19 protein-coding genes are annotated in these 22297 nt (G+C 45.5%); 16 read left to right on the plus strand and 3 right to left on the minus strand.

Features of this window, described 5'->3' with window-relative positions; all coding sequences use genetic code 11:
* Positions 1–33 precede the first annotated feature (33 nt).
* The 5 genes from G5A70_RS01345 (at position 34) to fabV (ending at position 5463) form a co-directional block, all read left to right on the plus strand.
* Positions 34–2127, plus strand: coding sequence for a polyribonucleotide nucleotidyltransferase (locus G5A70_RS01345; RefSeq protein WP_173747323.1), 2094 nt, complete (start codon positions 34–36; stop codon positions 2125–2127).
* A 27-nt stretch (positions 2128–2154) separates the two neighbouring features.
* Positions 2155–3105: a YARHG domain-containing protein gene (locus tag G5A70_RS01350; protein ID WP_173747324.1), complete on the plus strand. Its 951-nt coding sequence runs from the start codon at positions 2155–2157 to the stop codon at positions 3103–3105.
* 6 nt (positions 3106–3111) lie between these two features.
* Positions 3112–3600, plus strand: a complete 489-nt coding sequence (gene nrdG, locus G5A70_RS01355) for an anaerobic ribonucleoside-triphosphate reductase activating protein (RefSeq protein WP_173747325.1) — start codon at positions 3112–3114, stop codon at positions 3598–3600.
* A gap of 9 nt (positions 3601–3609) precedes the next feature.
* On the plus strand, positions 3610–4128 hold the full coding sequence (locus tag G5A70_RS01360) for a dUTP diphosphatase (RefSeq protein ID WP_173747326.1): 519 nt from the start codon (positions 3610–3612) through the stop codon (positions 4126–4128).
* 135 nt (positions 4129–4263) lie between these two features.
* A complete protein-coding gene (gene fabV / locus G5A70_RS01365) occupies positions 4264–5463 on the plus strand; it encodes an enoyl-ACP reductase FabV (RefSeq protein ID WP_173747327.1) in 1200 nt (399 codons plus the stop codon).
* Positions 5464–5523: 60 nt separating this feature from the next.
* Here the strand turns inward: fabV and G5A70_RS01370 are convergent, their stop codons facing one another.
* Complete coding sequence (locus G5A70_RS01370) at positions 5524–5934, minus strand: DUF1292 domain-containing protein (RefSeq protein ID WP_173747328.1); 411 nt, start codon at positions 5932–5934, stop codon at positions 5524–5526.
* A 139-nt stretch (positions 5935–6073) separates the two neighbouring features.
* Here G5A70_RS01370 and G5A70_RS01375 point away from each other — a divergent pair, with 139 nt between their 5' ends.
* The 5 genes from G5A70_RS01375 to G5A70_RS01395 all read left to right on the plus strand — a co-directional run bounded on the left by G5A70_RS01375 (position 6074) and on the right by G5A70_RS01395 (position 12199).
* Positions 6074–7648, plus strand: a complete 1575-nt coding sequence (locus G5A70_RS01375; RefSeq protein WP_173747329.1) for a ClC family H(+)/Cl(-) exchange transporter — start codon at positions 6074–6076, stop codon at positions 7646–7648.
* A 22-nt stretch (positions 7649–7670) separates the two neighbouring features.
* Complete coding sequence (locus G5A70_RS01380) at positions 7671–9584, plus strand: glycogen operon protein GlgX (protein ID WP_180211070.1); 1914 nt, start codon at positions 7671–7673, stop codon at positions 9582–9584.
* The gene (locus tag G5A70_RS01385) at positions 9536–10072 is read left to right on the plus strand and encodes a DUF5662 family protein (protein ID WP_173747330.1); all 537 of its coding nucleotides are present in this window, start codon (positions 9536–9538) and stop codon (positions 10070–10072) included. The genes G5A70_RS01380 and G5A70_RS01385 overlap by 49 nt, the downstream gene beginning before the upstream one ends.
* Positions 10073–10078: 6 nt before the next feature.
* Entirely contained in the window at positions 10079–11080 is a 1002-nt protein-coding gene (locus tag G5A70_RS01390; RefSeq protein WP_173747331.1) for a hypothetical protein, read from the plus strand.
* A gap of 162 nt (positions 11081–11242) precedes the next feature.
* Entirely contained in the window at positions 11243–12199 is a 957-nt protein-coding gene (locus G5A70_RS01395; protein ID WP_173747332.1) for a beta-ketoacyl-ACP synthase III, read from the plus strand.
* Positions 12200–12267: 68 nt separating this feature from the next.
* Here G5A70_RS01395 and G5A70_RS01400 read toward each other — a convergent pair whose 3' ends face one another.
* Together G5A70_RS01400 and G5A70_RS01405 are read right to left on the minus strand one after the other, a co-directional pair.
* Entirely contained in the window at positions 12268–13770 is a 1503-nt protein-coding gene (locus tag G5A70_RS01400) for a tagaturonate reductase (protein WP_173747333.1), read from the minus strand.
* A 29-nt stretch (positions 13771–13799) separates the two neighbouring features.
* Positions 13800–15281, minus strand: a complete 1482-nt coding sequence (locus tag G5A70_RS01405; RefSeq protein WP_173747334.1) for a UxaA family hydrolase — start codon at positions 15279–15281, stop codon at positions 13800–13802.
* 261 nt (positions 15282–15542) lie between these two features.
* Here G5A70_RS01405 and G5A70_RS01410 point away from each other — a divergent pair, with 261 nt between their 5' ends.
* From G5A70_RS01410 to uraA, 6 genes are all read left to right on the plus strand, one after another.
* Positions 15543–16541: a LacI family DNA-binding transcriptional regulator gene (locus G5A70_RS01410; RefSeq protein ID WP_173747335.1), complete on the plus strand. Its 999-nt coding sequence runs from the start codon at positions 15543–15545 to the stop codon at positions 16539–16541.
* Positions 16542–16571: 30 nt separating this feature from the next.
* Positions 16572–17600: a TRAP transporter substrate-binding protein gene (locus G5A70_RS01415; protein WP_173747336.1), complete on the plus strand. Its 1029-nt coding sequence runs from the start codon at positions 16572–16574 to the stop codon at positions 17598–17600.
* Complete coding sequence (locus G5A70_RS01420; protein WP_173747337.1) at positions 17600–18103, plus strand: TRAP transporter small permease; 504 nt, start codon at positions 17600–17602, stop codon at positions 18101–18103. The genes G5A70_RS01415 and G5A70_RS01420 overlap by 1 nt, the downstream gene beginning before the upstream one ends.
* A 16-nt stretch (positions 18104–18119) precedes the next feature.
* Complete coding sequence (locus tag G5A70_RS01425) at positions 18120–19427, plus strand: TRAP transporter large permease (RefSeq protein WP_173747338.1); 1308 nt, start codon at positions 18120–18122, stop codon at positions 19425–19427.
* 26 nt (positions 19428–19453) lie between these two features.
* Positions 19454–20869 carry a glucuronate isomerase gene (uxaC, locus tag G5A70_RS01430; protein WP_173747339.1) on the plus strand — a complete coding sequence of 472 codons (1416 nt, stop codon included), beginning with the start codon at positions 19454–19456 and terminating at the stop codon, positions 20867–20869.
* A 130-nt stretch (positions 20870–20999) separates the two neighbouring features.
* Positions 21000–22262, plus strand: coding sequence for a uracil permease (uraA, locus tag G5A70_RS01435; protein WP_173747340.1), 1263 nt, complete (start codon positions 21000–21002; stop codon positions 22260–22262).
* The last annotated feature ends 35 nt before the right edge of the window (positions 22263–22297 follow it).

Consider the following 22297-nt stretch of genomic DNA (forward strand, 5'->3'; position numbering starts at 1 on the left):
AAATTGCTGTGAGAAATGAAAAGGAGAAAAAATATGTATAAGAGTTTTTCAATGGAACTGGCAGGAAGAACCCTGACCGTAGACATCGGACGTGTTGCAAAACAGGCCAATGGCGCAGCATTTATGCGTTATGGGGATACCACGGTATTATCTACTGCAACCGCGTCTGACAAACCAAGAGAAGGAATTGACTTCTTCCCATTAAGTGTAGAGTATGAAGAAAAAATGTACGCGGTAGGCAAAATTCCGGGAGGATTTAACAAAAGAGAGGGAAAAGCAAGTGAACATGCGATTCTGACTTCCCGTGTTATTGACCGTCCTATGCGTCCTCTGTTTCCAAAGGATTACAGAAATGACGTAACCTTAAATAACATGGTTATGGCTGTGGACACAGAATGCAATCCGGAAGTCGTAGCTATGCTGGGGTCTTCTATTGCGACCTGTATTTCGGACATTCCTTTTGACGGACCATGTGCGGCTACACAGATGGGTATGGTAAACGGGGAACTGGTGGTAAATCCGTCTCTGGCTCAGAAAGAAATCTCTGATTTACAGCTTACGGTTGCGTCTACCAGAGAAAAAGTTATCATGATAGAAGCCGGTGCAAATGAAATTCCGGAAGCAAAAATGATTGAGGCAATTTTCAAAGCCCACGAAGTAAATCAGGAAATCATTGCATTTATTGATAAAATTGTTGCAGAATGCGGAAAAGAAAAACACACTTATGAAAGCTGTGCAGTTCCGGAAGAACTGTTTGCAGCTATAAAAGAGATTGTAACTCCGGAAGAAATGGAAAAAGCAGTCTTTACAGATGAAAAGCAGGTGAGAGAAGAAAACATCCGCGCGATTACAGAAAAACTGGAAGAGGCTTTTGCAGACAACGAAGAATGGCTGGCTGTACTGAGCGAAGCTGTTTACCAGTACCAGAAGAAAACCGTCCGCAAAATGATTTTAAAAGACCACAAACGTCCGGATGGAAGAGCTATTACACAGATTCGTCCTTTGGCAGCAGAAGTGGATTTGATTCCGAGAGTACATGGCTCCGCGATGTTTACCAGAGGCCAGACTCAGATTTGTACCGTTACCACGCTGGCTCCATTGTCAGAAGCACAGAGACTGGATGGCTTAGATGAATTTGAAGTAAGCAAACGCTATATGCACCACTATAATTTCCCGTCCTACTCTGTAGGTGAGACAAAGCCGTCCAGAGGACCGGGACGCCGTGAAATCGGACACGGAGCTTTGGCAGAAAGAGCATTGGTGCCGGTGATTCCAAGCGTAGAAGAATTCCCGTATGCAATCCGTACAGTATCTGAAACTTTTGAATCCAACGGTTCTACTTCTCAGGCAAGTATCTGTGCATCTACCATGTCCTTAATGGCAGCAGGTGTGCCGATTAAGAAACCGGTGGCAGGTATTTCCTGTGGTCTGGTAACAGGGGAAACCGATGACGACTATCTGGTACTGACAGATATTCAGGGACTGGAAGACTTTTTCGGAGATATGGACTTTAAGGTAGCCGGTACGCATGACGGTATCACAGCCATTCAGATGGATATTAAGATTCATGGTCTGACAAGGCAGATTATTGAAGAAGCCATTGCCAGAACAAAAGAGGCCAGAGAATACATTCTGACAGAAGTTATGGAAAAATGTATTGCAGAGCCGAGAAACGCCGTAAGCAAATATGCACCTAAGATTGTGCAGATTCAGATTGACCCGGAAAAAATCGGTGATGTGGTAGGTCAGAGAGGCAAGACTATCAATGCGATTATCGACGAGACAGGTGTGAAAATTGACATTGATGACAGCGGTGCAGTATCTGTATGTGGTACGGACCAGGCTATGATGGATAAAGCTGTAAAATATATCCAGACCATTACCACAGATTTTGAAGAAGGTCAGATTTTCACAGGAAAGGTTATCAGCATTAAAGAATTCGGTGCGTTCCTGGAATTTGCACCAGGCAAAGAGGGTATGGTTCACATTTCCAAAATTGCAAAAGAAAGAATCAACAAGGTAGAAGATGTGCTTTCTCTGGGTGATGTTGTGAAAGTAGTATGCCTTGGAAAAGATAAAATGGGACGTATCAGCTTCAGCATGAAAGATGTTCCGGAAGAGGCATAAAAACTGTGAAAACAGGTGGATACAGAAATGAACAGAAGGGGCGGCACGAAGAGAGTGCGCCCCTTTTTGGACTTCACGGGAAGTATTGCGGCATTCTGTATGGGAGGTGAAAATATGGGCAGAAAACGAATGGGGATTTTTATGCTGCTTCTGTTATTGGGAGCGTCAGGCTGCGGCCAGAAGGAAGAGGCACATCTTTCGGAAGCGGAAGAAGAGAAAACGGCTCAGGAACATCCGGCGGGATGGAAAAAACGTATTGACAGAGAGGGGACAGAAAGCGGAGTAAAAGCAGAGGATAAAGGGGTTTATCTGTGCAAAGACTCTGATAAACAAATGTTAGAAGACACAGAACTCACCTCTCCTTCTGTCTATAGGAAGGACTTCCTGGAGGACAAGGTAGACGGATATAATCCCAACTGGTATAATCTTGCTGTCAATGAAATATATGCCCGCCATGGATATGCTTTTCAGACGGAAAGTATCCGACAGTATTTTGAAGCGCAGCCCTGGTACGAGGCGAGCACAGAGCCGGAGGATTTTCAGGAAAGTAATCTCAATGACTTTGAGAAGGAAAATATACAAAAGCTTTTAAAAGGGAAAGAAACGCACAAAAGAGATGAGATTTCAGCGGAAGGGAATACTTATACGATTACCAGTAACACAACCTACGAGCCTGTTTTCCGAGATTATACTTTTACTTTCCAGGTGCCCCAGGAATGGCTGGCAGAGGGATACAGCATTACAGCCTGTGATACTTCCAGTGATTCCACTTATTGGGTGATTGCAAAGGATTGGAAAAAAGAAGCTGCAATCCTTAACATCATACCCATGGAGCATTTCGAGGGGAATCTTTCGGGACAGGAAATTCTGTGGAAAGACCATGTCTGCATGCTATCTGTAGATGCAGATAGTGCAGATGAGAAATTGACAGCCGGGATTGAGAAAATAAAAGAAACCATCAACAGAGTACAGAGGTGAAGATTCATGCGTTATCACAATATTACAAAAGATGATATGTTAAACGGGGACGGCCTTCGGGTGGTACTGTGGGTGGCAGGCTGCGACCACGGCTGTAAAGGCTGCCAGAACCCGGTGACCTGGGATCCCAACGGCGGCCTGGTTTTTGATGAGGCTGCAAAGCAGGAAATTTTTGAGCAAATGGAGAAGAGCTACATTGCGGGGATTACTTTTTCCGGCGGAGACCCTCTGCATTGGAGAAATGTGGAAGAAGTTACGGCTTTTGCAAAGGAATTGAAAGAAAAATATCCCCAAAAGACCATATGGCTGTATACCGGATTTTTGTGGGAAGAAATACAGGATTTAGAAGTTCTGAACAATCTGGATGTTTTGGTAGACGGAGAGTTTATTGAGGCTCAGAAAGATATTTCCCTGAAATGGAAGGGCAGTGCAAATCAGAGAGTGATTGATGTGCCCCGGACCTTAGAGGCGGGTAAGATTGTATTGCATGCATAGGAGGACAACATGAAGAGAATTGCAAAATTTCATAAAGTAAGCGAAAAACAGTTTGCAGAAGGATGGAGAGATTCTTTTGGCGCGGCGAGCGAAGAAGAGATTCAGAAGATTTATGAGAACATCCGGCTGCCCAAAAGAGCTACAGCGGGAAGCGCTGGCTATGACTTTTTCAGTCCCCTGGACTTTGAACTGAAGCCAGGAGAAACTATAAAAATTCCTACTGGAATCCGGGCTGAAATGGAGTGCGGCTGGGTGCTGAAGATTTATCCCAGAAGCGGTCTGGGCTTTAAGTACCGCCTGCAGTTAAACAACACTGTGGGAATTATTGACAGCGATTATTTCTATTCGGATAATGAAGGCCATATTTTTATTAAAATTACCAATGATTCCAATGAAGAAAAAACGGTGCAGGTAGCGGCAGGAACGGGATTTGCACAGGGGATTTTTCTGGAGTACGGCATTACGGAGGACGATGACACAGAAGCAGTGCGAAACGGCGGCTTTGGCAGCACTACAGGGAAACACTGAGAAAGCAGAGATAATATGCAGGAGAGGAAAACTCTTGCATATTATTTTTTTTTGTGCTAAAATACTTTGAAATACAAAATAATTGAAAATCATAGCAGTTTTAAAGAAACAATACGCTGCTTGCAGGAGGATAAGATGAAGGTTGAACCGAAAATTCGAGAATTTATCTGTACCACAGCTCACCCAGAGGGCTGCAGGGAGTATGTGAGAAGACAGATTGCTTATGTAAGAAGCCAGGAAAGAAAGAAAGGCAGAAAACAGGAGCCAAAAAAGGTGCTGGTAATAGGCGCTTCCACAGGATACGGTCTGGCCAGCCGGATTACAGCCGGGTTTGGCTGTGGGGCGGCAACCATAGGTATTATGTTTGAAAAGCCGTCAAACGGCAAAAGAACAGCTACACCGGGCTGGTACAATACGGCTGCTTATGAAGAGGAAGCGCAAAAAGCGGGACTTTATGCGAAATCCATTAATGGCGATGCTTTTTCAAAAGCTGTAAAGGAGGAGACGATTGCCCTGATTAAAAGAGACTGGGGAAAAGCAGATATGGTGATTTACAGTCTGGCGGCGCCCAGAAGAACCGATACACAGGGGAAGACTTGGGTATCGGCTCTAAAGACAACAGGGAAGCCTTTTACAGAAAAAAGTATGGATTTGCGGAATCATACCATTGTCACAAAAACGGTAGAACCTGCTGCAGAGGAAGAAGTGGAAGGCACGAAAAAGGTTATGGGGGGAGAGGACTGGCTGGATTGGATAAAGGCTTTAAAAGTAGCAGATGTATTGGAAGACAATGCCCTGACTGTAGCTTATTCCTACATTGGACCAAGGCTCACATATCCCATTTATTATGACGGAACCATTGGACAGGCCAAGCGTCATCTGGAAAAAACGGCCCGTGTGATTCGGGAGGAATTTCCGGACGTAAGGGCGCTTATTTCCGTAAACAAAGCCTTGGTGACTCAGGCAAGCGCAGCGATTCCCATTGTACCGCTGTATTTTGCTGTTCTTTATGGTGTGATGAAGGAAGCACATACCCATGAGGGATGTATCGAACAGATGGTGAGGCTGTTTAGGGAAAAGTTACTGGAGGAAAATCCGCCCACAGATGAGGCGGGCAGAATTCGTATGGATGACTGGGAACTGGAAGAACATATCCAGAGCCGGGTGTGGGAAATATGGGAACAGGTTACCACGGAAAATGTAGAAAACCTTGCCGATATTCAAGGATACTGGGAGGATTTTTATCATATGTTTGGGTTTGGATTTGAGAATGTGGACTATGAAAAAGATGTGGAAATCGAGATTGGCATTCCCAGCATAAATTTTGCTGAATAAAGAGAGAAGAGGCTGTCAATATGCACGAAGTGCGACAGCCTCGGTTTTGTATGAAAAAGATTATTCTTCTGTTTCTGCGGCCAACTCTTCTTCACTTTTCAGGTTTGCAATGAAGTCATGGAAGGCTTCTGCTGCAGCCATATATTCATCTTCTCTTTCAATATTGCTTACAACAGGAGTATTGCCTTCTTCTGCATAACGGAAGAGGTAAGTTTCTCCGTCTGTATTTTTGCCGTCTTTGTTCAGAGGAACAAGGGCAATGTATTCGCCAAAGCCTTCTACCGGAAAGGTTGTCAGCACGGCACATTCCAGGACAGAATCGTCATCCAGGGTCAGTTTGATAGTAGGATTCGGAACCTTCGGAATGCTGCCCTGGCTGCTGCCGCCTGCGCTGGAGCAGTTGGCGGTACAGGATGCACAGTCGCTGGGATTGCAGGAATCCAGATTGGTTGTATAAGTTTCTTCGCTCATAATTAGCCTCCTCGTATGTGATATCTGCTCATATTTTAACAGATGGACCGAGGGAATGCAACCACAGAAAGGATTTGCAATTTTGCCATAGGACAAGTATAATGAAAATGTCTATGTTAAGAAAAGAGGGGAAAGAACGTTGAAAAAAGGTACATCACATCTGCTGAAACGGGCGGAACATTTTAAAACTATTCTCACGGCAGAAGGATTTCTGGTGGGTATCGTTGCCGGACTGGTTGTGCTTTTGTACCGGGTGCTTCTGGAGTACGCGGGCAGGGGAATGAATCTTGTTCTGGAATATGCCCGGAAATATCCCGCTCTTTTAGGAGGCTGGTTTCTGGCACTGTTTGTTCTGGCCTGTATTGTAGGCAAACTGGTGAAGTTTGAACCCATGATTTCCGGCAGCGGTATTCCTCAGGTAGAGGGAGAAATGATGGGAAAACTGGACCAGGTATGGTGGAAGGTACTTCCGGCCAAGTTTCTGGGCGGTTTTCTGTCCCTGTTTTCCGGTCTTTCTCTGGGAAGAGAAGGTCCGTCTATTCAGATTGGAGCCATGGCGGGAAAGGCAGTTTCCAAAGCGTTAAAAAGAGAAAAGACGGAGGAGCGGTACCTGCTGACCTGCGGCGCCAGCGCCGGACTTGCGGCAGCCTTTCACGCTCCGCTTGCAGGGGTTCTGTTTTCTCTGGAAGAAATACATAAAAATTTTTCTGTATCTGTACTGGTATCTGTTATGACAGCTTCCATTACTGCAGACTACATATCCGGCGAATTTCTGGGATTTACTTCTGTGTTTCAGTTTGATATCGGACAGGAAGTGGCACCCCGGTATTACTGGCATATTGTGATTCTGGGAGTCTTGCTGGGCGTTATGGGGGCTTTTTATAATAAGATGACCATATGGGTGCAGGGGCTGTATTTTAAGGCAAAAGGGCTGAATGAAACCACAAGACTTCTGATTCCTTTTTTGCTGGCAGGCGTTCTGGGGCTTTTGCTGCCGGAGGTATTGGGCAGCGGTCATGGACTTATTGATATGGCGGCACGGGGGAATATGGTATTGCAATCCCTTGCAGTGCTGTTTGCAGTAAAATTTTTGTTTTCCCTTATCTGCTTTGGTTCCGGGGCGCCGGGCGGTATTTTCTTTCCGCTTCTGGTACTGGGGGCTTTGCTCGGAGGCATGTACAGCACCTTTGCCGTGAAATATATGGGACTGGAGGCTTCTTATATCAGCAATTTTGTGCTTTTGGCTATGGCCGGGTATTTTACAGCCATTGTAAGAGCGCCGATTACAGGAATTATCCTGATTTTTGAGATGACGGGGCAGGTTAGCCAAATGTTATCCATGTCACTGGTATCTATTGTAGCTTATCTGGTAGCTTCCGGACTGAAATCGGAACCTATTTACGAAAGCCTTCTGGATTCTCTTTTAAGAAGAAGAGGCCAGCAGGTGCCGGAAAAGACAGGAGGCAAAATTCTCCAGGAATTTATTATCTGCCATGGAAGTCCGCTGCATAAGCAGCAGATACAGCAGATTAACTGGGCGGGCGACTGCCTGCTTGTGGCCGTAAAGCGAAACGGTACAGAATTGATTCCCAAAGGAAAAACCATGCTGCAGGCCGGCGATGTTTTGGTGACGTTGACAGATGAAGCCCATGCAGCGCCAGTTTATGATTATATGAAAAAAATGTGTGCAGAAAAGGAATCTTTGCATTCATGAGGCAGAGAAATGAGGTGACGGCATGAACAGCAAAAGGATAGAGACAGAAGAAAAAATACAGGCAGTACCGGGAATCCCATGCCGCCCGGGTATAGAAAGAAAAGGGAGAACTTACGTATTTACGGCAGAGGTATTCCCGGAAAGCAAGGCAGAACTGTTGCTGTATGAGCGAAAAGACGGAGAAAAAATCCTTACTGTATTTCCTTTTCCGGAGGAAAGCAGACAGGGTAATCTGCTTTCACTTCAAGTTACAGGACTGACGGGCACAGAAGTCTGGTATAATTTCCGTATAGACGGAGTTGTGCGGCAAGACCCTTACGCACAGAGCCTCTGTCATATGCCGGACTTTGGAAAAGCGGGAGAAGAAGAACCTTGCTGCAGATATAAAGAAGATAAATTTGTATGGACAGACAGGGAATTTCGGCCAAAAACTCTGTCAGATACTATTTTATATAAGGTACAGGTGCGCAGTTTTACCATGCACAGAAGTTCCAAAGTGAAGAAAAAAGGCACATTCGCAGGTCTGGAGGAAAAGATTCCCTATCTGCAGGAACTGGGAGTTACCAGTGTGCTTTTAATGCCTGCTTATGAGTATCGGGAGCGTATGGGATTACAGACCAGAAGCAAAAAATATTCCTGCGCGCCGAAGCAGGAGAAGGAGGATGTCTGGCGGGTAAACTGTTGGGGCTATACGGGGGAGGCCTGTTACTTTGCTCCAAAGGCGGCATTTTCCGCCACGGCCAGCCCGGTGAAAGAATTTAAACATCTGGTAAATGCCCTTCACAGCGCCAATCTGGAATGCCTCATGGAATTTTATTTTGAAAAGGAGACAGCGCCCTCCACGATACTGGATATTCTGCGCTACTGGAAAACCGAGTACCATGTGGATGGATTTCACCTTATGGGAGAAGACATTCCCCAGGCCTTGTTTATGAAAGACGCGCTTCTGGCGGGAAGCAAACTGTTTTTTCACGATGTGGATGGAGAGACCATTCTGAACCGGGAAAAGCCTTTTTATAAAGGGGCGGCAGAATACAATGAAGGATTTCTCTACTGTATGCGCCGTCTTCTGAAGGGAGAAGAGGGCATGATGGAGGAGTTCATGTTCCGCAGCAAAAGAAATCCCCTTTGCAGCGGCGTCATTAATTATGTGGCAGACCAGGACGGGTTCACCATGATGGATATGGTATCTTATGAGGAGCGGCACAATGAGGCAAACAAAGAAAACAATCAGGACGGTATCGAATACAACTGTACCTGGAACTGCGGAGCGGAAGGCCCTACCAGGAAACAAAGTATTCGGAAGCTGCGGCTGCAGCAGCTGAAAAATGCCTTTGCACTTCTTTTGTCTGCCCAGGGGACGCCGCTGATTTATCAGGGAGATGAATGGGGCAATACCCAGAAGGGAAACAACAATGTCTGGTGTCAGGACAATGAATTGGGCTGGATAGACTGGAGCGGCATACAGCGCAGCGAGCCGATTTTTACCTTTGTGAAGAAAGCCATTGCCATTAGGAAAGAAAACAGCGTTTTTCATATGGACGAAGAGCCAAGAGGTATAGATTACCAGGCGCTTGGGTATCCTGATATTTCTTATCACGGCAATCAGGCCTGGTATGTTCCTAAGGAAAAAAGCCTTCGCTGTCTGGGTGTGATGTACTGCGGAGATTACTGCGGGCAGGAACGGGAGTTTTTGTTTTTGGCGGTAAATTTCCACTGGGTGGCTCATGAAATTGCACTTCCGGGCATACCGGGAGAAATTATCTGGAACATGGTTATGCGGACAGACCAGGAAGAGAACGGAGGGGTCCATAAAGCAGAGGATAAGACCCTGCTGGTTCCTCCCAGGACAATTATGATTTTAAAAGGAAAGCAGGACGAAAAGACATGCGGAGCTGGGAACATTTTAAGACGATTACAAGGCACAAGCTTTTAGTGATGAAATATTGCTTTAAAATAGGACTTTACAAACAGGGGCTTCTTCACGATTTGTCCAAGTATTCCTGGACAGAGTTTTCCGTGGGTTGTAAATATTATCAGGGTAATCGGAGTCCCAACAATGCAGAGCGGGAAGCAACCGGGCTCTCCACCTCCTGGATACACCATTATGGGAGGAACAAGCATCATTTTGAACACTGGGTAGATTATGGTATTGACTGCAATACCGTTATCCGGGGCGTGCCCATGCCGCGGAAATACATTGCAGAAATGGTTATGGACCGCATTAGCGCCTCCCGGAATTATCATCCGGATACGTATACAGACGAGGCGCCTTTGCAGTATTTTCTGGCCAGCAAGGAAAAACTGTGGTTTGTCCATGAGGACACCAACCGGGATTTGGAACAGCTGCTTCGCATGCTGGCGGAAAAAGGCGAAAAGGAAACACTGAAATATATTAAGCATGTATATCTGAAAGGAATGTAAGGATTTATGAATATACAGATATCACAGGTACTGGAACGTATGAAGGAGTATTGGGATACAATTCCACAGCAGTATATGGTGGTGATTTATCTTGCGGGGGCAGTTTTTGCACTTTTGAACTGTTTCATGGGCTATCGGCTTCGCAAAGTCTGGGGCTGTATCCTGGGAATTCTGGCAGGAGCCGGAGGCGGCGGAGCTGCAGGATACTATTTCCTGCAGGACAAAGTGATGGCTCTGGTCTGCGGTGCGGCAGGAGCTTTGATTTTTGGGCTTCTGGCCTGGCTGCTTTATAAGTTCGGCGTTTTTTTCATGTGTACCGGGCTGGTTTACGCTCTGATACTCACCTTCTTTGAGGATGCATCTCTGACCCAGCATATCATTGCACTGGTGGCAGGCGTTTTTGCAGGAACGCTGGCTCTGGGATATGAAAAGCAGATGGTTATCGGAATTACGGCAGTCTGCGGCGGTATTGGAGGGATTCATCTGCTCTTTGCCATGATGGCAAAAAATACAGGCGGGGAGTTGGTGCTGGGCATCATACTGGCTGTTATCGGAGCTGCAGTACAGGCAGCGCCGCTGATGAAAGGAGAGGACTGGGAAGCAAAAGTATTTCACCTTCCTTCCGGCAGCAGGAAGAAGAGAGGCGGACTTCCCACAGGAAGGAAGAAGAAAGTTGTAAAGAAAACGAAAGTAGTTCAGAAAGGTTCCGCAAAGAAAACGGCAAAGGACAAGGCGCTTGAAAAACGGAGAAGTATTTTTACGGATGATGATTATGATGACGGAGATTATGACAGCGATTATCAGCCGCCGGAAGAAGAAGCTACAGACAGAGGTGACAGGGAAGACCTTGACAGAACTCAGGAGTACCAGGTGGGACAGCGGCAGTACGAGCCAAGGGAAAAGCAGCAGATACCTTATATGGGAAGCGGAATCGGTATTGATTTGGATGATTTGAACCGGGAGTTATCTCAGGAAATTAAAAAGATATACAAGGACGACAGCCAGTGAGGGGGTCGTCCTTTTTTTAACATTTTTCAGAGAAGATAAGAGAGGAACGTAAGAAGGGGAAAAGAATTGACAAAAGACAGAAAGAAAGGTATACTGAATACAATAGTTTGAAATACAAAATATTTGAAATAGAAATAAAATAACAGAAAGAAAGGAAAAAACATGGCAGAACAGAGAACAGGAAGAATTACAGGAACAGGAAGCTGTGTTCCGGATTTATGTATCACAAATGAAAGGCTTTCGGAACTGGTGGATACCAGCGATGCATGGATTTACAGCCGTACCGGGATACACAGGCGCAGGATTGCAGTAGATGAAACCGTAGCAGATTTGGCGGCAGAAGCAGCCCAAAAAGCCATGGAAAATGCGAAAATTTTGCCGGAGGAGATTGACCTTCTGCTGGTAGCTACCTGCTCTGGAGAAATGCTCTTTCCGGGAACCGCGTGTCAGGTGCAGGCACGTATCGGAGCTGTCCGTGCGGCAGCCTTTGATATGAATGCGGCATGCTCAGGGTTTCTCTTTGCCCTGGGCACAGCCTGGGCCTATTTAAAAAGCGGGATTTATGAAAAGATTCTTGTGATTGGGGCAGAGAAGCTGTCCAGGCTGCTGGACTGGGAGGACCGCAGCACCTGTGTGCTCTTTGGAGATGGGGCAGGGGCTGTAGTGTTGGAAGCAGACGGGAAAGGTATTGTGGGAATGGTACAGCATGCAGACGGCAGCAGAGGACAAGTGCTGACCTGCCCGGAAGGCCATAAAGCAGCTGAGAACAGCAGCAGTCTGGAAATGGAAGGGCAGGAGGTCTTTAAATTTGCCGTGAAAAAGGTGCCCCAGTGTATCGAAGAAGTATTGGCACAGAACGGCACGGCAAAAGAAGACATCCGGTATTATATTCTCCATCAGGCGAACAGCCGGATTCTTTCTGGTGCGGCAAAGCGGCTGCAGGAGCCGGAGGAAAAGTTTCCCATGAACATGGAGGAGTATGGAAATACCTCTGCGGCCAGTATTCCTCTTTTGCTGGATGAACTGAACCGGGAGGGAAAACTGCAGAGAGGGGATAAGCTGGTGCTTTCCGGATTTGGAGCAGGGCTTACCTGGGGAGCCCTGTTACTGGAGTGGTAATAGTAAAAGGCCGCTGCACAAAACCGGATGGATTTCGTGCGGCAGCCTTTTTGCAGCTTGCATATGGTTTAGTTCAGGCAGTTTTTCATTTCTTCGTATGTTCCGTGTGCTTCAATGTTTTCTACAATGGCAGCAACTTCTGCTTCAAATCCCGGGATTTCGGTTAAATCCTTGCCCCAGAATTCTGTGTTGGTGCAGACTGCATGTACCAGGTCTTTTGCGCTGTCTTCTTTGTGTGCGTAGTAGAATTCCAGTACGGCCCGGTCATCGGAAATCGTGTAAGTATCCCCGTTTGGACGCTTTGCTACAAGTCCTGCGTCGGTCAGTTCGGTTCCGCGGTAGAAGGAGATGTAGAATGCAAAGGAAGCTGTAATGCATTTCGGCAGCTTGTTAAATTTGCTTACATAACCTTCTAAGGACGGCATAACGCGGGCTCTCCACTTGGAAGTAGAGTTCAGGGAAATGGACATCAGCGCGTGGTCAATGAACGGGTTTTTGAAACGCTCTGTGACAGCAGCAGCGAAGTCCTTGCAGTCTTCCTCAGAAAGAGACAGGGTTGGAATGATTTCATCGTAAATGGTCTTGTTCATGAAGTTTAAGATTGTTTCATCATGCATACAGTCTCTTACAATATCCTGTCCTGCCAGGTAAGCGCCTAAAACCATGGAAGTGTGAGCGCCGTTTAAGATACGGACTTTTCTCTGTTTGTATGGTTTGTGGTCGTCTGTAATCAGTACAGGAAGTCCTGCTTCGGCAAATGGAAGTTCTTTTTTCAGAGATTCCGGCCCTTCGATAACCCAGAAGCCGAAAACCTCTCCGGTGTCGATGATGTTGTCTTCGTAGCCGTTTGCTTCGTTGATGGCAGCAGCTTCATTTCTTGGGAATCCGGTTACAATACGGTCTACTAAAGTAGAGCAGAAGATGTTTTCGGTTTTAATCCAGCGAATGAAATCTTCGCCCAGGTTCCACTGCTGTGCATAGGTGAGCACACATTTTTCCAGCTCTTTTCCGTTGTTGTCAATGAGTTCGCAGGCCAGAATCACAAAGCCTTTTCCGGCTTCTTTTCCGAATTTTTCAAATCTGTGGTATAAGAACTGAGTCAGCTTTGCAGGATAGCTGGCCGGCGGTGTGTCTGTAAACTGGCAGGAGGGGTCATAGGAAATACCTGCTTCTGTGGTGTTGCAGGTGATGTAGCGCAGTTCCGGATTTTCTGCACAGGCCATAACTGCTTCGTAGTCACTGTAAACATTTAAGCAGCGGCTGACACAGGAAATGACGCGCTTGTCATTTACTTTCTGTCCGTTTTCAAAACCTCTTAAATACAAGGTATACAGACCTTCCTGTTCATTGATGACATCAGCCAGGTTAAAACCGCCATGGTTGGCGATTGGCTGTACCAGAACGACCTTGCTGTTAAAACCTGCTTTTTCGTTCATCATGTCAATAAAGTAGTCCACAAAAGCACGAAGAAAGTTGCCTTCTCCGAACTGCAGTACCCGTTCCGGTGCGTCTTTTAACAGGTATCCGTTGTAACCCTGTTCTTCCAGTGTCTGATAGTTTAATTTTTTCATGGTGTTTTCCTCCTGAATTAAAATTTTTATTAAAGAGTGACTCCCTGCTTAAAAATAGCCATATCGTGGAAGCCTGCTTTTTCTGATTTTACTTCTTCTCCGGAAGCAACGGCTGTGACATAATCGAAAAGCTGATTGCTCAGTTCGGCCAGAGAAGTTCCTTCTACCATGGTGCCGCAGTTGAAATCAATCCAGTTATTTTTATGACCGTAGAGGTTGGAATTGCTGGAGATTTTTACAGTAGGTACCGGAGATGCAAAAGGGGTTCCCCTTCCTGTGGTAAAGAGGACAATGTGTGCGCCGGAAGCAGCCAGTGCGGTAGAAGCTACCAAATCATTGCCCGGTGCGCTTAACAGGTTCAAGCCTTTTTCTTTTACCGGCTCCCCGTAGGAAAGGACGCCTCTTACAGGGGCAGAGCCGGATTTCTGGGTACAGCCCATGGACTTGTCCTCTAAAGTAGAGATACCGCCCTTTTTATTCCCCGGAGAGGGATTTTCGTAAATGGTCTGCTTGTGGCTGGTGAAATAGTTCTTAAAGTCATTAATCAGATGTACGGTTTTGTCAAAGAGTTCTTCGTTTTCACAGCGGTTCATGAGAAGCGTTTCTGCGCCGAACATTTCCGGAACCTCTGTGAGAATGGTGGTGCCTCCTTTGGATATCAGCAAGTCGGAGAAAGCGCCCACGACCGGGTTGGCCGTGATACCGGACAGTCCGTCTGAGCCGCCGCACTTCATGCCGATAATCAGTTCGCTGCAGCTAATAGGTTCTCTTTGCGCCTTTCCTGCGTAGGCAGCCAGTTCCTCCATCAACTTTAAGGCTTCGGCGATTTCGTCTTCACATTCCTGAGCCACCAGAAATTTTACCCGGTTTTCATCGTAAGGACCGATGAATTTTTTCAGTTCATCAATGTTGCTGTTTTCACAGCCAAGTCCCAGCACCAGCACACCGCCTGCATTGGGGTGGTTGATAAGGTCTGCCAGAATCTGGCGGGTGTTGTCCTGGTCATCCCCCATCTGGGAACAGCCGTAAGGATGAGGGAAGGCAGCAATGGCCTCAATGCTTCCCTGCACAAGGCTCTGGGCTTTTCTTTCAATGGCAGTAGCCACATTGTTGACACAGCCTACAGTAGGGATAATCCAGAGTTCGTTGCGTACGCCTGCCTTGCCGTCTGCACGGCGGTATCCCTGGAAGAACCGTTCTTCGGTAGGAGTAAGGACTGCGTCCTGTTTCTCATATTTATAAGTAAGCAAATCTCCCAGTCCCGTCTTCATATTGTGCACATGAATCCAGGAGCCGGCTTTTACCGCCTCTTTGGTAATCCCAATAGGATAGCCGTATTTGATAACCGGCTGATTTTCAGACAAATCTTCCAGAGCAAATTTGTGTCCCTGAGGAATATCCTCTGTGAGAATCAGTGTCTGATTTTCAATAGTAACTTCTGTTCCTGCCGCTAACGGACAAAGGGCAACTGCAACCTTGTCGGCAGGATGAATTTTGATATATTTCTGCATTTATATTCCTCCTAAAAATATACAAAGCCAGAAATGTAAGGGCTTACATTTAATGTACTGCCGAATCTCGAAAACGTCAATATGAATCTTATAAAAAAACAAAAAATATTAAAATTGCATAAAAAAACGCGTGTAAAATTGTAAAAAATTACAATGATAAAGGTTTTGCATTTTCTATAAAGGTTCGGTATAATAAAAAACAAGATGTAAGGGCTTACATCAAAATCCCGCAAAAAGCGGGAAAAAGAAAGTAGGAATTGTATGAACATCTATGATATTGCCAGGCTTGCAGATGTTTCTATCGCAACGGTTTCCAGGGTCGTCAATGACAGCCCAAAAGTCAGCGAAAAAACAAAGCAGAAAGTGCGGGCAGTCATGGAGGAACAGAATTACACACCTAATGTATTTGCCCGGGGACTTGGACTGAATTCCATGAAAACAGTGGGCATTGTCTGCCCCGATGTGTCAGATGCCTATATGGCAGAAGCGGTGGCTTACTTGGAGAAAAGCTTCCGAAACTATGGGTATGACTGTATTCTTTATTGCAGCGGTTATGAATATGAAAGCAAAGTAAAGTCTGTGCAGATGATACTCCGGAAAAAAATTGACGCGCTGGTACTGGTGGGCTCCCACTATGCAGGAGACGGAGGCGAAGAAGACATACGTTATTTAAGCGAAGCTGCAGAGAAAGCTCCGGTTTTTTTAATTAATGGGTATATCCGCTGCCCGGGTGTGTACTGTGTACTGTCTGAAAATTATCAGATTATGTATGACACTGTCTGCGCACTGACAGAGGCGGGCAGACAGCGGATATTGTTTCTCTATGATTCCCATTCTTACAGTGCTACACAGAAACTTTCAGGATATGAAGACGCACTGAGGGACAATGGTCTTCCCGTTGTGGAGGAACTGAAAATTTTTACGGAAAATAAAATAGCCACGGTCAGGGAAAACTTATTATCAAAAGAGGGACTTTCTTTTGATGCAGTGGTAGCTACGGATGACGGGCTTGCGGTGGGTGCATTGAAATATGCAAACAAAAAGCAGCTTCGGGTGCCGGAAGATGTGAATATCGTTGGGTTCAACAATTCAGAACTTGCCGTGTGCTGCGAGCCGGAATTGACTTCTGTAGACAGCCGCAGCGATGCGCTGTGCAAAACAGCCGCAGATTCGCTCATGCAGCTTCTGGAAGGCAAATCCATACGGCATAAGCGTTCTATCAGATGTCATCTGATAAAACGGGGAACAACAAATTTCTAAAACAGAAACAAAAGGAAGGGACAAGGAAGAATGAAAGGTTTAAAAAGAATTTTAGCAGCAGCTCTTTGTGTTACCGTAATTGCGGGCATGTCCGGCTGTGCTTCTTCCGTGACAGGAGGAAAGAGAATTATCCGTATTTCTCATGCACAGTCTGAAACCCACCCGGAACATCTGGGTCTTTTGAAATTTAAAGAGTATGTAGAAGAAAATCTGGGTGATAAGTATGAAGTACAGATTTTCCCAAATGAACTTCTGGGTTCTGCGCAGAAAGCCATTGAACTGACACAGACAGGCGCCATTGACTTCGTAGTGGCAGGTACTGCAAACCTGGAAACCTTTGCAGATGTATATGAGGTTTTCAGTATGCCATATCTGTTTACTTCAGAGGATGCCTATCATGAAGTTATGAATGATACAGATTATATGAACCAGGTGTATGCTTCTACAGACGAAGCCGGATTCCGCGTACTGACCTGGTACAATGCAGGAACCCGTAACTTCTATGCAACAAAGCCAATCCATACACCGGATGACCTGAAAGGCCTGAAAATCCGTGTACAGCAGTCACCAGCCAGTGTAAATATGGCCAAAGCCTTTGGTGCTGCCGCTTCTCCAATGAGTTTTGGTGAAGTTTATACAGCCATTCAGCAGGGTGTTATTGACGGCGCGGAGAACAACGAACTGGCTCTGACTAACAACAAACACGGAGAAGTTGCCAAATACTTCTCTTACAATAAGCATCAGATGGTGCCGGATATGTTAATCGGAAACCTGAAATTCTTAAACAGCTTAAGCGACGAAGAAAGAGAAGTTTTTGAGGAAGCTGCCAGACTGTCTACAGAAGTAGAACTGGAGGAATGGGATGTACAGGTAGAAGAGGCAAAGAAAATTGCCCAGGACGACATGGGTGTGGAATTTATTGATGTGGACATTCAGCAGTTTAAAGACAAAGTAGCCGGTGTGCAGGACGAGATGCTTAAGGAAAATCCGGACATTCAGGATTTGTATGACCGCATTCAGGAAATCAACGCGAAATACACAGATAAGGAGGCAGAGTAATGAACGTATTGCATAAAATCCGTAAAGGAATTGACCTGGTATTAAGCTGGGCCTGTGCAGCTCTGTTTGCACTGATGGTAATTGTGGGAACGTATCAGATTGTAGTTCGTTATTTTTTCAATAGCCCAAGTACCGTGTCAGAGGAACTTCTGACTTACAGCTTTACCTGGATGGCGCTTCTGGCTTCCGCTTACGTATTTGGGAAAAGAGACCATATGCGTATGGGATTTATTGCAGACAAATTAACAGGAACACCGAGAAAAGTGCTGGAAATCATAATTGAGATTCTGGTTATGTTTTTGGCAGGCAGTGTTATGGTGTACGGCGGCTGGAATATTATGGGGCTGACCATGACACAGGTGACTGCTTCTTTAGGGGTTCCTATGGGTGTTATCTATACGGTCGTTCCTCTTTCCGGTATTCTGATTGTCATCTACTCTATACTGAATATTGTAGATTTGGCTGCAGGATATGAAAGAGAACAGAGAGAAGTAAAGGAATAAGAGGGAGGAGAAGTATATGAATACAGCAATTATTTCAGGTCTGATTATTTTGGTCTTGCTGGTTATCATGCTGGTTGCCGGTGTGCCCATCGCCGTTGCGTTGGGAATTTCTTCCGTGTGTGCAATTCTTCCGGTTATGGATACCAGTGTTGCAGTTTTAACAGGAGCCCAGAGAATTTTTTCCGGTATCTCCGTATTCAGTCTGCTGGCCATTCCGTTTTTTATTCTGGCCGGAAACATTATGAACAAGGGCGGTATTGCAGTCCGTCTGATTAATCTTGCAAAACTGGTGACAGGACGTACACCAGGTGCTCTGGCACAGACAAACGTTCTGGCTAACATGTTGTTCGGTGCGATTTCCGGTTCCGGTACAGCGGCTGCTTCTGCTATGGGTTCTATTATCGGACCGATTGAAAAAGATGAGGGGTATGACCCGAACTTTTCCGCAGCAGCCAACATTGCAACAGCGCCTACAGGACTTCTGATTCCTCCAAGTAACGTTATGATTACCTTTTCTTTGGTGAGTGGAGGAACTTCGGTGGCAGCCCTTTTCATGGCAGGCTATATTCCCGGTATTCTTTGGGGTCTGGCTTGTATGATTGTTATTTATTTTATTGCCAAGAAGAGAAATTACAGAAGCAAACAGAAGTTTACATTTAAAGAAGCCATGAACATTATTTTTCAGGCACTTCCATGTTTGCTGTTGATTATTATTGTAATCGGTGGTATTATTGCTGGTGTATTTACAGCGACAGAAGGTTCTGTGGTTGCGGTTGTATACAGCTTATTGTTATCCTTGTTTGGATACAAATCCATTAAATTAAAAGATATTCCGGCTCTGTTAAAAGACAGTGCGGAGATGACAGGTATCATTATTTTCCTGATTGGTGTGTCCAGCATTATGTCCTGGGTTATGGCCTTTACCAATATCCCGACTCTGGTTTCCAACGGACTTTTAGCTATCAGTGACAGCAAGATTGTGATTCTTCTGATGATTAATATTATCCTGCTGATTGTAGGTACTTTTATGGATATGACACCGGCGTGTCTGATTTTCACACCGATTTTCCTTCCGGTTTGTACCGCACTGGGCATGAATACCATTCACTTTGGTATTATGCTGATTTTCAACCTGTGTATCGGAACCATTACACCTCCGGTTGGAACAACTTTGTTTGTAGGTGTAAAGGTAGGTAACGTTAAGATTGAAACCGTATTCAAACAGCTTCTGGTATACTTTGCCGCAATCTTTGTGGTACTGATGCTGGTAACTTATATCCCTCAGCTGAGTCTGTGGCTGCCTGGCCTTATGGGATATGTCTAAAATAAATTTATAAGGAGGCTGTTCATATGAAAGCATTTATGGACAAAGATTTTTTACTCAGTACAGAGACAGCACAGGAATTGTATCATAATTTCGCAGCGCAGGTTCCTGTACTGGACTATCACTGCCATATCAATCCTCAGGAAATCGCTGAGGACAGAAAGTTTGAGAACATTACACAGGTATGGCTTGGAGGCGACCATTACAAATGGCGTCAGATGCGTTCCAATGGTGTGGACGAATACTATATCACCGGAGACGCACCGGACAGAGAAAAATTCCAGAAATGGGCGGAAACTTTGGAAAAAGCTATCGGAAATCCGTTGTTTCACTGGAGTCACCTGGAACTGCAGAGATACTTTGGCTACACCGGTGTATTAAACGGAGAAACCGCAGAAGAAGTGTGGAACCTGTGCAATGCCAAATTGCAGGAAGATTCCATGAGTGTAAGAAACCTGATTAAACAGTCAAATGTAACATTGCTTTGCACTACAGATGACCCCATTGATGATTTGAAATGGCACAAGGTTATCAAAGAAGATGAAACTTTTGATGTACAGGTGCTGCCTGCATGGAGACCGGACAAGGCTACCAATGTGGAAAAACCGGATTTCGTAGAATACCTTGGCAAACTGTCCCAGGTTTCCGGTGTGGAAATCAAAACGTTTGCAGACTTAAAAGAAGCCATTGCAAAGAGAATGGAATACTTTGACAGCATGGGCTGTTCTATTTCTGACCATGGTCTGGACTATGTCATGTATGCACCGGCCAGTGACGAAGAAGTAGAAAGAATTTTTGCAGACCGTCTGGCAGGAAAAGAAATCACAAAAGAAGATGCAGCAAAATACAAAACTGCATTTATGCTGTTCCTGGCAGGAAAATATGAAGAAATGAACTGGGTAATGCAGTTACACTATGGCTGTAAGAGAGATAACAACAAAGCTATGTACGCAAAACTCGGCCCGGATACGGGATTCGACTGTATCAGCAACTTTGCACCGGGCGAACAGCTTGCAGACTTCTTAAACGCAGTCAATGAAGCAAAAAACCTGCCAAAAACGATTTTATACAGCTTAAATCCGGGAGATGACGAATTAATCGGAACGATTCTGGGCTGCTTCCAGAACAGCGATGCTATCGGAAAAATTCAGCAGGGTTCTGCATGGTGGTTCAACGACAACAAAACAGGTATGATGAAGCAGATGACTTCTTTAGCAAATCTGGGTCTTCTGGGCAACTTCATCGGTATGCTGACTGATTCCAGAAGTTTCCTGTCTTACCCAAGACATGAGTACTTCAGAAGAATTATGTGCGAGCTTATCGGCGGCTGGGTAGAAAACGGAGAATATCCAAAGGATATGAAGAATCTGGAGAAAATTGTCAAAGGAATTTCCTATAATAATGCAGTGCGTTACTTCGGATTTGATTTGGAAACAAAATAAAAGACCTCAAAAGGGAACCTGTTTTGCGGCAGTTTCCCTTTTTTGTTGAAAGGGAAAGCATTTTTTTCTGGTATTTTGGAACAATGTATGCTAATATAAGACGAATATTAAAAAGTAAGGGAGAAAAACTGTGGAAAATCGTAAAATTATCCAAGTGGAAGAGAAAGTACCGCCAAAACTTTTGATTCCATTGAGTATTCAGCATATGTTTGCCATGTTTGGTGCGTCTGTGCTGGTTCCGTTTATTTTTGGCATTAACCCAGCCATTGTATTGTTTATGAATGGTGTGGGAACTCTGCTTTTCATTTTGATTACAAAAGGAAAAGCACCGGCCTACCTGGGCTCCAGCTTTGCTTTTATCGCTCCGGCCAGCATTGTTATCAGCAAGTTTGGTTACGAATATGCCCTGGGCGGTTTCGTGGCTGTGGGATTCTGCGGCTGTATCCTGGCACTGGTTATTTACAAATTCGGTTCGGACTGGATTGATGTGGTATTGCCTCCTGCGGCTATGGGGCCGGTGGTTGCCCTGATTGGTCTGGAGTTGTCCTCTACGGCAGCCAGCAATGCAGGGATGTTGGACGAGAAACTGAAAAGCGGCAATGTCATTGTCTTTCTGGTAACGCTGGGTGTAGCCGTGTTTGGCTCTGTGGTATTTCGGAAATTCCTTTCTGTTATTCCTATCCTCATTGCTATTATTGCTGGTTATGTTGCAGCCATTGCCTGCGGTATCGTAGACTTTACTGCAGTGTCAGAGGCTTCTCTTTTTGCATTGCCGAATTTCAGCACACCGAAGTTTGACATGCAGGCCATTGTCATTATCCTTCCGGTGATTCTGGTTGTAACTTCCGAGCATATCGGACACCAGATTGTAACAGGAAAAATCGTGGGAAGAGATTTGCTGAAAAATCCAGGTCTGCACCGCTCGCTGTTTGCAGATAACTTTTCTACCATGATATCCGGTTTTATCGGCTCTGTGCCCACAACCACCTATGGGGAGAATATCGGTGTTATGGCCATGACCCGTGTGTACAGCGTGTATGTTATCGGCGGAGCAGCCGTGCTTTCCATTATCTGCTCCTTTATCGGAAAGCTGACAGCGCTCATCAATACCATTCCGGGTCCGGTTATCGGAGGAATTTCCTTCCTTCTGTATGGTATGATTGGTACTTCCGGTATTCGTATTCTGGTAGACGGAAGAGTGGATTACGGCCGTTCCAGAAACCTGGCGCTTACCTCTGTAATTTTTGTCACAGGACTTTCCGGAATTACGGTGAGCATCGGAGAAATCGAATTAAGAGGCATGGTACTGGCCTGTATCGTGGGTATGGCACTGAGCCTTATCTTCTATGTACTGGATAAGCTGAAGCTGACCAATGACAGGGAAGAAGCATAAAGGTTTACTATTTATATGGAAGAAACAGAAAAGAC

Origin of the sequence: Blautia hansenii, assembly GCF_013304445.1 — a bacterium.
Lineage (GTDB): Bacteria > Bacillota > Clostridia > Lachnospirales > Lachnospiraceae > Blautia.